At 52.3% G+C, this 14,271-nt stretch carries 12 protein-coding genes; 9 read left to right on the top strand and 3 right to left on the bottom strand.

Annotated elements, in window-relative coordinates; genetic code table 11:
* The first annotated feature begins 3 nt into the window (after nt 1-3).
* From purB to ACLHV9_RS09695, 4 genes are all read left to right on the top strand, one after another.
* The gene (gene purB, locus ACLHV9_RS09710; protein WP_028019014.1) at nt 4-1,374 is read left to right on the top strand and encodes an adenylosuccinate lyase; all 1,371 of its coding nucleotides are present in this window, start codon (nt 4-6) and stop codon (nt 1,372-1,374) included.
* Between the two features lie 124 nt (nt 1,375-1,498).
* Nucleotides 1,499-2,170: a two-component system response regulator PhoP gene (phoP, locus tag ACLHV9_RS09705; protein WP_028019015.1), complete on the top strand. Its 672-nt coding sequence runs from the start codon at nt 1,499-1,501 to the stop codon at nt 2,168-2,170.
* Nucleotides 2,171-3,634, top strand: coding sequence for a two-component system sensor histidine kinase PhoQ (phoQ, locus tag ACLHV9_RS09700; protein WP_028019016.1), 1,464 nt, complete (start codon nt 2,171-2,173; stop codon nt 3,632-3,634). It begins immediately after the preceding gene.
* A 91-nt stretch (nt 3,635-3,725) separates the two neighbouring features.
* Nucleotides 3,726-4,847 (top strand): cupin domain-containing protein, encoded by a 1,122-nt coding sequence (locus ACLHV9_RS09695; protein WP_108090189.1) that lies wholly within the window; start codon nt 3,726-3,728, stop codon nt 4,845-4,847.
* 93 nt (nt 4,848-4,940) lie between these two features.
* Here ACLHV9_RS09695 and ACLHV9_RS09690 read toward each other — a convergent pair whose 3' ends face one another.
* Nucleotides 4,941-5,432, bottom strand: coding sequence for an REP-associated tyrosine transposase (locus ACLHV9_RS09690; RefSeq protein ID WP_108090190.1), 492 nt, complete (start codon nt 5,430-5,432; stop codon nt 4,941-4,943).
* Nucleotides 5,433-5,529: 97 nt separating this feature from the next.
* A complete protein-coding gene (pepT, locus tag ACLHV9_RS09685) occupies nt 5,530-6,753 on the bottom strand; it encodes a peptidase T (protein ID WP_108090191.1) in 1,224 nt (407 codons plus the stop codon).
* A 237-nt stretch (nt 6,754-6,990) separates the two neighbouring features.
* On the opposite strand from pepT, the gene potA reads away from it, so the two are divergent.
* Genes potA through potD form a run of 4 tightly spaced genes read left to right on the top strand, consistent with a single transcriptional unit; the run spans nt 6,991 to nt 10,799 of the window.
* Complete coding sequence (gene potA / locus ACLHV9_RS09680) at nt 6,991-8,139, top strand: spermidine/putrescine ABC transporter ATP-binding protein PotA (RefSeq protein WP_176691069.1); 1,149 nt, start codon at nt 6,991-6,993, stop codon at nt 8,137-8,139.
* The gene (potB, locus tag ACLHV9_RS09675; RefSeq protein WP_049007869.1) at nt 8,123-8,980 is read left to right on the top strand and encodes a spermidine/putrescine ABC transporter permease PotB; all 858 of its coding nucleotides are present in this window, start codon (nt 8,123-8,125) and stop codon (nt 8,978-8,980) included. Before potA ends, potB begins: the two co-directional genes overlap by 17 nt.
* On the top strand, nt 8,977-9,768 hold the full coding sequence (gene potC / locus ACLHV9_RS09670; protein ID WP_014169603.1) for a spermidine/putrescine ABC transporter permease PotC: 792 nt from the start codon (nt 8,977-8,979) through the stop codon (nt 9,766-9,768). The genes potB and potC overlap by 4 nt, the downstream gene beginning before the upstream one ends.
* Nucleotides 9,765-10,799 carry a spermidine/putrescine ABC transporter substrate-binding protein PotD gene (gene potD / locus ACLHV9_RS09665; protein ID WP_407220392.1) on the top strand — a complete coding sequence of 345 codons (1,035 nt, stop codon included), beginning with the start codon at nt 9,765-9,767 and terminating at the stop codon, nt 10,797-10,799. The genes potC and potD overlap by 4 nt, the downstream gene beginning before the upstream one ends.
* Nucleotides 10,800-10,846: 47 nt before the next feature.
* Here potD and ACLHV9_RS09660 read toward each other — a convergent pair whose 3' ends face one another.
* Nucleotides 10,847-12,076, bottom strand: coding sequence for an EAL and HDOD domain-containing protein (locus ACLHV9_RS09660; RefSeq protein WP_028019023.1), 1,230 nt, complete (start codon nt 12,074-12,076; stop codon nt 10,847-10,849).
* A 237-nt stretch (nt 12,077-12,313) separates the two neighbouring features.
* On the opposite strand from ACLHV9_RS09660, the gene ACLHV9_RS09655 reads away from it, so the two are divergent.
* On the top strand, nt 12,314-14,245 hold the full coding sequence (locus ACLHV9_RS09655; protein ID WP_407220391.1) for a methyl-accepting chemotaxis protein: 1,932 nt from the start codon (nt 12,314-12,316) through the stop codon (nt 14,243-14,245).
* Nucleotides 14,246-14,271 lie beyond the last annotated feature (26 nt).

Genomic DNA, 14,271 nt, shown 5'->3' with positions numbered 1-14,271 from the left:
ATTATGGAATTATCCTCACTGACCGCCGTATCCCCTGTCGATGGACGCTATGGCGATAAAGTCAGCGCGCTGCGCGGGATCTTCAGCGAATATGGTTTGCTGAAGTTCCGTGTTCAGGTTGAAGTACGCTGGCTGCAAAAGCTAGCCGCCCAGGCAGCAATCAAGGAAGTTCCTGCTTTTGACGCCCAGGCAAACGATTACCTTGATAAAATCGTTGCTGACTTCAACGAAGAAGATGCCGCGCGTATCAAAACCATCGAGCGCACCACCAACCATGACGTGAAAGCGGTTGAGTACTTCCTGAAAGAGAAAGTGGCTGCCGTGCCTGCTCTGCATGCCGTATCTGAATTCATTCATTTCGCCTGCACATCAGAAGATATCAACAACCTGTCTCACGCGCTGATGCTCTCTACCGCACGCAAAGATGTGGTACTGCCTTACTGGCGTAAAATCATCGACGCGGTAAAAGCGCTGTCCGTGGAATACCGCGACATTCCGCTGCTATCCCGTACCCACGGCCAGCCGGCTACCCCATCCACGATGGGTAAAGAGATGGCGAACGTCGCGTACCGTATGGAGCGCCAGTATCGTCAGCTGGAACAGGTTGAAATTCTGGGTAAAATCAACGGTGCGGTCGGTAACTATAACGCCCACATCGCCGCATACCCGGAAGTGGACTGGCATCAGTTCAGCGAAGAGTTCGTCACCTCTTTGGGTATTCAGTGGAACCCGTACACTACCCAGATTGAGCCGCATGACTACATCGCCGAACTGTTTGACTGCATCGCCCGCTTCAACACCATCCTGATCGATTTCGATCGTGACGTGTGGGGCTACATCGCGCTGAACCACTTCAAACAGAAAACCATCGCCGGTGAAATTGGTTCTTCTACCATGCCGCACAAAGTGAACCCAATCGACTTCGAAAACTCTGAAGGCAACCTGGGTCTGGCGAACGCCGTGTTGCAACATATGGCAAGCAAACTGCCGGTTTCCCGCTGGCAGCGTGACCTGACAGACTCCACCGTTCTGCGTAACCTGGGTGTGGGCATTGGCTACGCGCTGATTGCTTACCAGTCCACCCTGAAAGGCGTGAGCAAACTGGAAGTGAACCGTGACCGTCTGCTGGACGAACTGGATCACAACTGGGAAGTTCTGGCTGAGCCAATCCAGACCGTGATGCGTCGTTACGGTATCGAAAAACCGTACGAGAAACTGAAAGAGTTGACTCGCGGTAAACGCGTTGACGCTGAAGGCATGAAACAGTTTATCGACAGTCTGGCATTGCCAGAAGAAGAGAAAACCCGCCTGAAAGCGATGACCCCGGCGAATTACATTGGTCGCGCCATCACCATGGTTGATGAACTGAAGTAAAGGCCCTCTACCCTCTTTCCGCCCGGAAAGAGGGTTGCTTTCCCCCGGTTTACTAAATGTTTATCCCCACAACAACATAATCAGCGTTAAACTATTCATACCATTAATTTAGGGAGAAGAGATGATGCGCGTATTGGTTGTTGAGGATAATGCATTGCTACGCCATCACCTGAAAGTACAGCTTCAGGAGATGGGACATCAGGTGGACGATGCCGAAGATGCAAAAGAAGCCGATTATTATCTCAATGAACACCTGCCGGATATCGCCATCGTCGATTTAGGGTTACCTGATGAAGACGGTTTGTCGTTAATTCGTCGCTGGCGCAGCCATGATGTTTCTCTCCCGGTTCTGGTTCTGACTGCCCGTGAAGGCTGGCAGGACAAGGTCGAAGTGCTCAGTGCGGGTGCAGATGATTACGTCACCAAGCCGTTTCATATTGAAGAGGTGGCGGCGCGCATGCAGGCGCTGTTACGCCGCAACAGCGGGCTGGCCTCACAGGTCATTTCTATCCCTCCGTTCCAGGTTGATCTCTCCCGGCGGGAATTAGCCATCAACGATGAAGTGATCAAGCTAACCGCCTTCGAATACACCATTATGGAAACGCTGATCCGTAACAATGGCAAAGTGGTGAGCAAAGATTCTTTAATGCTCCAGCTTTATCCAGATGCTGAACTGCGCGAGAGCCATACCATTGACGTACTAATGGGACGTTTGCGTAAGAAAATTCAGGCGCAGTATCCACAGGATGTGATTACCACCGTCCGTGGTCAGGGCTACCTGTTCGAATTACGCTAAATGAGACGGATTTTGCGCCACATACTGCCCCTCTCGCTACGGGTTCGTTTTTTACTGGCAACGGCCGCCGTTGTCCTGGTCTTGTCGCTTTCGTACGGTATGGTGGCGCTGGTGGGCTACAGCGTCAGCTTCGATAAAACGACTTTCCGGCTGTTGCGCGGTGAAAGTAATCTGTTTTATACCCTGGCAAAGTGGGAAAACAACAAAATCACCGTTGAAATGCCGGAAAACCTCAACCAACAGAGTCCAACGCTGGCCCTGATTTATAACGAAAAGGGAAAATTGCTGTGGGCACAGCGCGATATTCCCTGGCTGGTCAACAGCATTCGTCCGGAGTGGCTTAAAACCAACGGATTTCATGAAATTGAAGCCGATCTCAATACCACCAGCTCGCTGATTCGTGAAGATCGCTCTCTGCAACAGAAACTGAATGAGATCCGCGCCGATGATGCCGAAACGGAAATGACTCACTCCGTTGCAATCAATCTTTATCCGGCGACGTTGAACATGCCGCAGTTGACCATCGTAGTGATCGACACCATTCCAGTGGAACTGAAACGTTCTTATATGGTCTGGAGCTGGTTCATCTATGTTCTGGCCGCGAATCTGCTGCTGGTGATCCCACTGCTGTGGGTGGCGGCGTGGTGGAGCTTACGCCCCATCGAATCACTGGCGAAAGAGGTTCGCGAACTGGAAGAACACCACCGTGAAAAGCTCAACCCTGCAACCACGCGTGAACTGACAAGCCTTGTGCGGAACCTCAACCGCCTGCTGAAAAGCGAGCGCGAACGCTATGACAAATACCGCACCACACTTACCGACCTGACGCACAGCCTCAAGACACCGCTTGCGGTAATGCAAAGCACATTGCGTTCAATGCGCAGTTCAAAACTCAGCGTCGATGATGCTGAACCGGTGATGCTTGAACAAATCAGCCGTATCTCTCAGCAAATTGGCTACTATCTGCATCGCGCCAGTATGCGCTCGGGTAGCGCGTTATTAAGCCGCGAATTACATCCTGTAGCGCCACTGCTGGACAACCTCACGTCTGCGCTGAACAAGGTTTACCAGCGAAAAGGGGTAAATATCAGCCTCGATATCTCGCCGGAGATCAGTTTCGTCGGCGAGAAAAATGATTTTATGGAAGTGATGGGGAACCTGCTCGACAATGCCTGCAAGTACTGCCTGGAGTTTGTAGAAGTGTCGGCGCGTCAGACAGAGAACGAACTGCACATTATTGTTGAAGATGATGGCCCGGGCATTCCACTTAATAAACGTGAAATGGTGTTCGATCGCGGCCAGCGTGCCGACACACTGCGTCCCGGCCAGGGCGTGGGATTATCTGTCGCACGTGAGATTGTCGACCAGTACGATGGCAACATCGAAACCGGTGATAGCTTACTGGGCGGCGCCAGAATGGAAGTGATTTTTGGTCGTCAGCAGCCCATATTGAACGATAGTTAACCCGTTATGTGAAAAATGCGAGGATCTCGCACCCAGGCTCCTGAGCTTCCGTTATAATCCGAGTCAGTAAGAGCCTGCGGAATAAAAAAATATGGACTATCACTTAACACTTAACTGGCCTGAGTTTATTGAACGTTACTGGCAAAAACGCCCGGTGGTTCTGAAACGCGGGTTCAGTAATTTTATCGACCCCATCTCGCCAGACGAACTGGCCGGTCTGGCCATGGAAAACGAAGTCGACAGCCGCCTGGTCAGCCACCAGGACGGGAAATGGCAGGTCAGCCACGGTCCTTTTGAAAGCTATGATCATCTCGGTGAAAACAACTGGTCACTGCTGGTGCAGGCGGTCAACCACTGGCACGAGCCGACTGCCGCATTAATGCGTCCGTTCCGTGCCCTGCCTGACTGGCGAATGGACGATCTGATGATCTCCTTCTCCGTACCTGGCGGCGGTGTGGGTCCGCATCTGGATCAGTACGACGTATTTATCATTCAGGGAACTGGCCGCCGCCGCTGGCGCGTGGGCGAAAAAGTGCCGATGAAACAGCACTGCCCACATCCGGACCTGCTGCAGGTAGACCCTTTTGAAGGGATCATCGACGAAGAGCTGGAGCCGGGGGATATTCTCTACATTCCGCCGGGATTCCCGCACGAAGGTTATTCACTGGAAAATTCGCTGAACTACTCTGTCGGGTTCCGTGCGCCAAGCGGTCGCGAGATGATCAGCGGTTTTGCCGACTATGTTCTGCAACGCGAACTGGGCAGTTATCGTTACAGCGATCCCGATGTCCCTGCGCGCGAGCACCCGGCTGATATTCTGCCAGAAGAGCTGGATAAACTGCGCGGCATGATGCTGGATTTGATCAACGAGCCCGAACATTTCCGTCAGTGGTTTGGTGAGTTTATCAGCCAGTCGCGTCATGAGCTGGACGTTGCGCCGCCAGAACCTCCGTATCAGGCCGATGAAATTTATGATGCGTTGCAACAGGGCGACAAGCTGGTTCGTCTGGGCGGGTTGCGCGTTCTGCGGATTGGCGAAGAGGTGTTCGTCAATGGCGAGAAGCTGGATTCACCACACCGTCCTGCCCTCGACGCCATCGCCAGCCATCTGGTGCTGACTGCTGATACCTTCGGCGATGCACTGGAAGATCCCTCTTTCCTCGCGATGCTCTCTGCGCTTGTAAACAGCGGGTACTGGTTCTTTGAGGACTGAGTTGTAAACATTTGCCGGGTGGCGGCTGCGCCTTACCCGGCCTACAAAAGCTCGATCCCGTAGGCCCGGTAAGCGCAGCGCCACCGGGCATTATTATTTCCGCTCACCCGCTGCAAAATCCTCAATCTCTCCAGCCCAATCCACCGGATACAACCCTTCCCGTACTTCACGATGAAACGTTGAATACGGCCAGTCGATAACTTTGCTAACATAACCATGCTTCATCGGGTTGATGTAGATATAATCCATATGCCGCCGATAGTCTTCTTCGTTACGGATGGTGTGTTCCCAGAAGCGCGACTGCCAGATGTGACGCATTTCAATGTTACGACTGAACGTTTTTTTGATATCCCGCCAGCGAGCCGAAAAATCACAGTCTCCTTCCGGTAAGGTCCAGATACAGTGCATATGTTCAGGAAGGATAACCCAAGCGTTGATGGTGCAGGGTTTAGCTCGTTTAACCGTTGAAGTGGCGGAACGCAGGCTATTGATATGGCGGGTAAGCAAATCACTCTGGCGGTTTTGCAGGTTGACGGTGAAAAACCAGGTTCCACCGGGGATGTAGAGGCGACGATAGTTTGACATGGGCATTCCTTGCCTTAACGCCGGGTGGCGGCTGCGCCTTACCCGGCCTACATTCTGATCGTAGGCCCGGTAAGGCGCAGCGACACCGGGCAATGTCTTACTGCTTCGCGGTTAACTCCGCTATCCGCACAATCACCTTCACTGCTTTTTCCATCCCTTCCAGCGTCACAAATTCGTGTTTGCCATGGTAGTTGTAGCCACCGGTAAACAGGTTCGGGCAAGGCAAACCCATAAATGACAGCTGGGATCCATCAGTGCCGCCACGAATCGGTTTTAAGATCGGTTCAATGTCGCAATCGCGCATCGCCTGCTGGGCGATATCAATAATATGCGGATGCGCCATCACCTTCTCACGCATATTGTAATAGCTGTCTTCGATGATCAGCTCAATATAGCAGTCAGGGTGCAAGCCCTTCCCGACCTTCTTCGCGATCTCCATCATCTTACGCTTGCGCGCTTCAAACGCTTTGCGGTCAAAATCGCGGATGATGTAGTGCATCTGCGCGCTATCTACGGTGCCTTTGATGCTGGTCAGGTGATAGAAACCTTCATACCCTTCGGTCTGTTCAGGGCTCTCTTCCGCCGGAACTTCTGCATGAATTCTGGACGCCAGCGACAGCGCGTTTACCATGACGCCTTTCGCCGAGCCGGGATGAACGTTGTTGCCGACAATTTTAATCGTGACGGACGCGGCATTGAAGTTTTCATACTCCAGTTCACCGACGCCACCGCCGTCGACGGTATAGGCCCACTGCGCGTTAAAGGCTTCCACGTCGAAATGCTTCGCGCCCTTGCCGACCTCTTCATCCGGCGTAAAGGCCACGCGGATATCCCCGTGCGGGATATTTTTGCCCTTCAGCACCGCCAGCGCCGTCATGATCTCCGCGATCCCCGCCTTGTCATCTGCCCCCAGCAGCGTTTTCCCGTCGGTGGTGATCAACGTCTGACCGAGTAACTGGTGCAGCACCGGAAACATCACAGGAGAGAGCACTTCATCACCAATGCCCAGCGCAATATCACCGCCGCGGTAGTTTTCAACAATCTGCGGGTTCACGTGTTTGCCGCTAAAGTCCGGAGAGGTGTCGACATGGGAGATAAAGCCAACCGCCGGAATATCGCCCGGGACGTTTGCAGGCAGCGTTCCCATCACAGTGCCTTTATCGCTTAACGTGACGTTAACCAGCCCCATGGCGTCAAGCTGCTCTTTAAGCAGGTTTAATAACTTCCACTGGCCTTCGGTGCTCGGCACCTGGCGGACACCCGGTTTAGATTGGGTATCCAGCGAAACGTACTGTAAAAAACGCTCAAGTAATTTATCCATGCAGTCACCCTCACTTTTTGTGACAACATTATCAATAAGCATCAAAACGCAAATATTGCGTCAGGTCACTTTTATCCCGCAAACGAGAATATTTTCCGTTTATATCGTTATACGCTAGTAAATGTAGCTTATGAATCAGTGACAAGGATTGGCGATTCCAGTGGTTTACCGTAGAATGTCCGCCCTCATTACGAGTCACCAAGGTGGTTACACACAAACCCCGCTTCAGTCTGCTGCCTGAGGCGTCTATATGGGACAGCGCAAAAATTGAATACACAATCCCGTTCACGTTCACCGCTGGTGCAACTGGAACGAATTCGTAAGAGTTTTGATGGTAAAGAGGTTATTTCAGAGCTCAACCTTACCATCAATGACGGTGAGTTCCTCACGCTGCTTGGCCCCTCTGGCTGCGGCAAGACAACCGTACTACGCCTTATTGCCGGGCTGGAAAATGTCGATAGCGGCACAATCCATCTTGAAAACCAGGATATTACCCAGGTCCCCGCTGAAGATCGTCACGTTAACACTGTCTTTCAGAGCTATGCGCTTTTCCCGCATATGACCGTGTTCGAGAACGTGGCATTTGGTTTGCGCATGCAAAAAACGCCGGCCGGCGAAATCCCTCCGCGTGTCACTGACGCGCTGCGTATGGTGCAACTGGAAGAGTTCGCACAGCGTAAGCCCCATCAACTTTCCGGCGGTCAGCAGCAGCGTGTGGCCATCGCCCGCGCCGTGGTGAATAAACCGCGTCTGCTCCTGCTGGATGAGTCTCTTTCAGCACTGGATTACAAATTACGCAAGCAGATGCAGAACGAGCTTAAAGCCCTGCAGCGCAAGCTTGGCATCACCTTTGTGTTCGTGACCCACGACCAGGAAGAGGCGCTGACCATGTCGGACCGTATCGTGGTCATGCGCGACGGCAAAATCGAACAGGACGGTACCCCACGCGAAATCTACGAAGAGCCGAAAAATCTGTTTGTCGCCAGCTTCATTGGTGAGATCAATATCTTCAATGCCACGGTGATTGAACGTCTGGACGACCAGCGCGTGCGCGCCAGTGTTGAAGGTCGCGAGTGCAATATCACGGTGAATTTCCCCGTCGAAAAGGGACAAAAACTCAACGTTCTGCTGCGGCCGGAAGATCTGCGTGTCGATGAAATTCACGGTAATACGGAGGCTGAGGGACTTATCGGCTATATCCGCGAGCGGAACTATAAAGGGATGACGCTGGAATCCGTCGTCGAACTGGAGAACGGCAAAATGGTGATGGTCAGCGAGTTCTTTAACGAGGATGACCCTGACTTCGACCACTCTCTCGACCAGAAAATGGTTATCAACTGGGTAGAAAGCTGGGAGGTTGTACTGGCTGATGAAGAACACAAGTAAATTCCAGAATGTGGTGATTGCCACTATCGTCGGTTGGCTTGTGTTATTTGTCTTTTTACCCAACCTGATGATCATTGCCACCAGCTTCCTGACCCGTGACGATACAAACTTCGTTTCGCTGGTCTTTACGCTGGAAAACTACGCGCGCCTGCTCGATCCGCTCTATTTTGACGTGCTTCTTCATTCACTCAATATGGCGCTGTTCGCCACCGTTGCCTGCCTGGTGCTCGGTTATCCATTTGCGTGGTTTCTGGCGCATCTGCCGCAAAAGGTCCGCCCGGTGCTGCTGTTTTTACTGATAGTGCCTTTCTGGACCAACTCGCTCATTCGCATCTACGGGCTGAAAATCTTCCTGAGTACTAAAGGCTATCTCAACGAGTTTCTGTTGTGGCTGGGGGTGATTGATACGCCAATGCGCATCATGTTTACGCCGGGCGCAGTGATCGTTGGACTGGTCTATATCCTGCTGCCGTTTATGGTCATGCCGCTCTACTCCAGCATTGAAAAGCTGGATAAACCCCTGCTTGAAGCGGCTAAAGATTTGGGTGCCAATAAACTGCAGACCTTTACCCGCATTATCATCCCGCTGACCATGCCCGGCATTATCGCGGGCAGTCTGCTGGTGATGTTGCCGGCGATGGGGCTATTTTACGTTTCTGACCTGATGGGCGGAGCGAAAAACCTACTGATTGGTAACGTCATTAAAAGCCAGTTCCTCAACATCCGTGACTGGCCGTTCGGCTCGGCCACCAGCATTACCCTGACGGTGGTAATGGGCCTGATGCTGCTGATTTACTGGCGCGCTTCAAGGCTGCTGAACAAGAAGGTAGAACTCGAATGATCGGTCGACTGCTTCGCGGCGGTTTTATGACCGCCATTTACGCTTACCTTTATATCCCGATTATCATTTTGATCGTGAACTCGTTTAACAGCTCGCGCTTCGGGATTAACTGGCAGGGATTTACCACCAACTGGTACAGCCTGCTGATGAACAACGACAGCCTGCTGCAGGCCGCTCAGCACTCGCTGACGATGGCGATTTTCTCCGCCACCTTCGCGACACTGATTGGCTCCCTTACCGCCGTGGCGCTCTACCGCTATCGCTTTCGCGGCAAACCGTTCGTCAGCGGCATGCTATTTGTGGTGATGATGTCACCCGATATCGTCATGGCGATTTCGCTACTGGTGCTGTTTATGCTGCTGGGCGTTCAGCTTGGCTTCTGGTCACTGCTGTTTTCCCATATCACCTTCTGCCTGCCGTTTGTGGTGGTGACCGTCTTTGCGCGCCTGAAAGGTTTTGACGTGCGCATGCTGGAGGCGGCGAAAGATCTTGGCGCCAGCGAGATGACCATCCTGCGCAAAATCATCCTGCCGCTGGCGATGCCCGCCGTGGCGGCTGGATGGCTGCTCAGTTTTACCCTGTCGATGGATGATGTTGTCGTCTCCTCCTTTGTGACCGGGCCGAGCTATGAAATTCTGCCGTTGAAAATCTATTCGATGGTAAAAGTCGGCGTTTCACCTGAGGTGAACGCGCTGGCGACCATTCTGCTGGTGTTTTCGCTGGTTCTGGTGATCGCCAGCCAGGTTATTGCTCGTGATAAAACAAAATCTCAGGGGACAATGAAATGAAAAAAATGCTCGCCGCTGCGGCGCTGGTGCTTGGCATGGGTGCGGCACACGCTGATGACAGCAAAACGCTCTACTTCTATAACTGGACCGAATATGTGCCGCCGGGCCTGCTGGAACAGTTCACCAAAGAGACGGGCATCAAGGTTATCTACTCGACCTACGAATCGAATGAAACCATGTACGCCAAGCTCAAAACCTACAAAGACGGCGCGTACGATCTGGTGGTTCCTTCCACCTACTTTGTCGATAAAATGCGCAAAGAGGGCATGATCCAGAAGATCGATAAAACGAAGCTAACCAATTTTTCAAACCTCGATCCTGAGATGCTCAACAAGCCGTTCGACCCAAATAACGACTACTCCATTCCATATATCTGGGGAGCAACTGCGATTGGCGTTAACAGCGAGGCCGTCGATCCGAAATCGGTGACTAGCTGGGCCGATCTGTGGAAACCGGAGTATAAAGGTAGCCTGTTGTTAACCGACGACGCACGCGAAGTATTCCAGGTTGCGCTCCGCAAGCTGGGCTACTCTGGCAACACGACGGATCCAAAAGAGATTGAAGCGGCGTATACCGAGCTGAAAAAGCTGATGCCTAACGTGGCGGCCTTCAACTCTGATAACCCGGCAAACCCGCATATGGAAGGTGAAGTGAACCTGGGCATGGTCTGGAACGGCTCAGCGTATGTCGCCCGCCAGGCCGGTACGCCGCTTGAGGTGGTCTGGCCGAAAGAAGGCGGTATCTTCTGGATGGATAGTCTCGCAATTCCTGCCAATGCGAAAAACGTGGATGGTGCTCTGAAGCTGATTAACTTCCTGCTGCGCCCGGACGTGGCTAAACAGGTTGCTGAGACGATTGGCTATCCGACACCCAACCTGGCCGCACGCAAGCTGCTGAAGCCTGAAGTGGCTAATGATAAGTCGCTCTACCCGGATGCCGAAACCATCAGCAAAGGTGAATGGCAAAACGATGTCGGTGACGCCAGCCGCCTTTACGAGGAGTACTACCAGAGATTGAAAGCGGGCAGATAAACACACCGCGTTCTTCCTCACGCCGTCTGCACGGCGTGAGGAAGCGTTTAACTCACGGCATTCTCCCCCGCCCAGAGTGTTGCCCTTCGCATTGCCTCGACCACATCCTCATCTGACAGCCCAAGCGCCTGACGAACCCTTGTCGCATCGTCCCACCGCTGCTGCTCATAATAACGGCAAAGCGTAACCATATCCGATAACTGCCCTTCATGATGGCACAGCGCATTGCTCACACTCTGTGGCACCGCGATTTGCTTCATCAACTCAGCCATCGGCAGTTCAAGGAGGGTATCAAGCAGTGAAAACAGACCGCACATGAAGGCATTTTCAGCCAGCGTCGGTTCGTTCATCTTCTCTGCAATCAGTTCACAGAACTTTCCGCGCATCATGCTCAACGGGTAAAGCTCGCTGACGGTATCATTCCCCGCACTCGCCAGGACCACGACGGCAACAAACCGCCTGAGCTGGTTTTCCCCGAGATATCTGAGCACTTCACTCAGGGTTAACTTACTGAAATTACAGGCGCCGACATGTTTAAATGCGGTGTGCTTCATATAGCGCATGATTTTATACGACAAGGTGAGATCGGTTTTTATCAACGACTCGATGATCCGAAAATCAGGTTTATTGCGTCCCACTTCCATTTGCAGACGGAAAATAGCCAGCTGATTTTGCGATAATCTTTTATATTTAATCACCTCCGGACGGCAGAAAAAATATCCCTGAAAAAGAGAAAAACCTTCATCCCGGTATAGTTTGAATTCCTCTTTAGTCTCAATTTTTTCAGCGAGATATTTAATATGTCCGGTCAGGTGTTTACGTTCATTCAGATACTGTTTAATTTGCGCTAAGGAATAATTTCTGACATCGAATTTCAGTATTGATATATAGGGTAAAAAAGCATCCCACTCCGGAGCAAGGGTGAAATCATCAAGTGCGAAGTGGTATCCGTGCGCATGCATTTCCCTGACGGCCAGCAATAACTCTTCCCCTGGAACAGCATCTTCCAGGATCTCGATGACCACTTTCTCTTTATCAAGCGCCTCTCCACTGCGGTCAATGACCATCCTGGAAGGAAAATTAATAAACGACACATGCGCCCCGGCGATGCGCTGAGAGGGCACACATAAAAACTGGTCGGATATCATTCTGGAGGTGGCATATTCCGCCGACACATCCGGAAAACGGTTTGTCATCCCATCTCTGAAAAGCAGCTCATAAGCTACCGTATTCATATCAGGATTAAAAATGGGTTGTCGCGCGATAAATCCGTACATATCCCATCCTCCTCTACAACTTTATATTTATTAGCATCCTCTTTCTACACGACGATAACGAGCATTATCGAGTACTATTTTGATTGAATGCACAAAATAAAAGCATCCACACTAACTAACAGGATTTGAAATCCTGAAATTTAAATTAAATATACCTGGTACTCTACAGAAAGGAGGCGATATATCCGATAAGTAATGTGTGCCTGCCCGACATGCACAACATTACGGGAGATGAGAATGAAAGACGCCATGGTCCGAAAACAAAAAATGAGAGTCAAGACGTTGATGCTATTGTCCATTTTCCTCACCGTGACGGTGGGCTTTACCGCAACGATCGGGTTTATGATGTGGCAGTGGATGGCACAGCAAGACATTCTCGCCAAAAAACATATCCGACAAATTGCCGAAGTGCAGTCTTTGCAGGTCAGCAAACAGCTGGATTCCGCCCTGTCAGCCGCCCGGGATATGGGCAACAGCGCTCTGGCGCTGCACGAGGCGGGCGTAACCGATCGTCAGAGCCTCAATCAGTTGCTCACCCATTATCTCTCGGCTCACCCACAGTTTCTCTCCATGTCGATGGCCTTTGAACCCAACGCTTTCGACGACAAAGACGCCACTTTTGCCGGGCAGAGCGGTGAAGACCCTGCCGGGCGTTACGCCCGCTACGTCGACCGCGACGCCACCGGCAAACCCGCATTGCACTTGCTGACGGATTTCGAATCGCCGGGCAGCGGCGATTATTATTTGCTGCCGAAGCAACGGCATAAAGATGTGATCATCGAACCCTATATTTATCCCTACAACGGCGTGGACGTGATGCTTACCTCGATTGCCGCGCCCATCATGCGTGATGGTCAGTTCCTGGGATCAGTCACCTCTGACTTCTCGCTTGCCACGCTGCAGTCGATGATCGGGGCGATTAAACCGTGGAACGGCACTGGTTATGCCCTGCTCCTCTCCGCGGGTAATAACGTGGTTTCCAGTCCGGACAAACGTGCCACAGGCAAGCCTTACGCGGGCAAGATTGCCGGTAATGACGTCATCCGGGCGGACGATCCGCTACTGAAAGAAGAAGTGTTTATCACCTGGCAGGACATTGTTATCGGCAACAGTCAGACACCGTGGAAACTGGCTATTGTCACACCGGTCAGCGAAGTGATGGCCGAAGCAAGGGCATTTTTACTGAAAGCTATCATCCTGATGGTGTTAAGCATCGTTGCCGTCAGTCTGGTGATGGCACAGATATTTACCCGTAAAGTTGACCGTCCGGTTGGAGGCGAACCGGCAGATGCCGCGGGGATCGCCCTGGCTGTTGCCCGAGGGGATCTGAACAATACCATCCCGGTTCGTCCCGGGGATACCAGCAGTATTTTTTACGCGCTCCACACTATGCAGATGCAGCTCAAGCGCATCGTCGACAATATCAGCGAAGCCAGCCATTCCGTACACGGCGGCACCAGCGAAATTTCGGCGGGTAATCTTGATCTCGCTTCACGTACCGAAGAACAGGCGGCAGCGATTGTTGAAACAGCCGCCAGCATGGAAGAGATTTCGGTCACGGTGAAGAACAATGCCGATAATGCGCATAAGGCGACAACGTTGACCGACCGCGCCGCCACGCTCGCCGGGCACGGGGAAACACTGGTGAACGACATGGTCGTTGTGATTGGAGAGATTGATGAGAGCGCACGTAAGATCGGCGAGATTAACAGCATCGTCGATGGCATTGCTTTCCAGACCAATATCCTGGCGCTGAATGCTGCCGTTGAAGCGGCCCGGGCTGGCGAACAGGGACGCGGTTTTGCTGTAGTGGCAGGGGAAGTCCGCAATCTTGCCCAGCGCAGCGCTAACGCGGCTAAAGAGATCTCTCAGCTGATCGCCGAGTCGTCAGGTCGCGTCAGCAAAGGCGTTGAGCTGGTCAATGAGACGGGGGTCATGATGAAACAGGTCATTGAGGCCGTATCGCATGTCCATCTGGTGATCAACGATATGGTTCAGGCCCTGGACGAGCAGAATCGGGGAATTAGCCAGGTGAGCACTGCCGTCAATCAAATGGACAGTACGACCCAGCAGAATGCTTCTCTGGTTCAGCAAATCTCTGCGGCTGCCCTCTCGCTGGACGAACAGGCTAAGTCGCTGGAGAAAACGCTGGCGTTCTTTAATTCATAACAAAAAGGCACCCGGAAACGGGTGCC

This window comes from Enterobacter sp. CPE_E890 (assembly GCF_046521475.1).
Classification (GTDB): domain Bacteria; phylum Pseudomonadota; class Gammaproteobacteria; order Enterobacterales; family Enterobacteriaceae; genus Enterobacter; species Enterobacter adelaidei.
This window is presented reverse-complemented; position numbering and strand designations above follow the sequence as displayed.

What these genes read in the sequence shown, in the direction of transcription:
- phoQ (WP_028019016.1), top strand. Translation starts at nt 2,171, where the DNA reads ATGAGACGGATTTTGCGCCACATACTGCCCCTCTCGCTACGGGTTCGT.
- ACLHV9_RS09655 (WP_407220391.1), top strand. Translation starts at nt 12,314, where the DNA reads ATGAAAGACGCCATGGTCCGAAAACAAAAAATGAGAGTCAAGACGTTG.
- ACLHV9_RS09660 (WP_028019023.1), bottom strand. Translation starts at nt 12,076, where the DNA reads ATGTACGGATTTATCGCGCGACAACCCATTTTTAATCCTGATATGAAT.
- pepT (WP_108090191.1), bottom strand. Translation starts at nt 6,753, where the DNA reads ATGGATAAATTACTTGAGCGTTTTTTACAGTACGTTTCGCTGGATACC.
- potC (WP_014169603.1), top strand. Translation starts at nt 8,977, where the DNA reads ATGATCGGTCGACTGCTTCGCGGCGGTTTTATGACCGCCATTTACGCT.
- potB (WP_049007869.1), top strand. Translation starts at nt 8,123, where the DNA reads ATGAAGAACACAAGTAAATTCCAGAATGTGGTGATTGCCACTATCGTC.
- ACLHV9_RS09690 (WP_108090190.1), bottom strand. Translation starts at nt 5,432, where the DNA reads ATGTCAAACTATCGTCGCCTCTACATCCCCGGTGGAACCTGGTTTTTC.
- purB (WP_028019014.1), top strand. Translation starts at nt 4, where the DNA reads ATGGAATTATCCTCACTGACCGCCGTATCCCCTGTCGATGGACGCTAT.
- potD (WP_407220392.1), top strand. Translation starts at nt 9,765, where the DNA reads ATGAAAAAAATGCTCGCCGCTGCGGCGCTGGTGCTTGGCATGGGTGCG.
- ACLHV9_RS09695 (WP_108090189.1), top strand. Translation starts at nt 3,726, where the DNA reads ATGGACTATCACTTAACACTTAACTGGCCTGAGTTTATTGAACGTTAC.
- phoP (WP_028019015.1), top strand. Translation starts at nt 1,499, where the DNA reads ATGCGCGTATTGGTTGTTGAGGATAATGCATTGCTACGCCATCACCTG.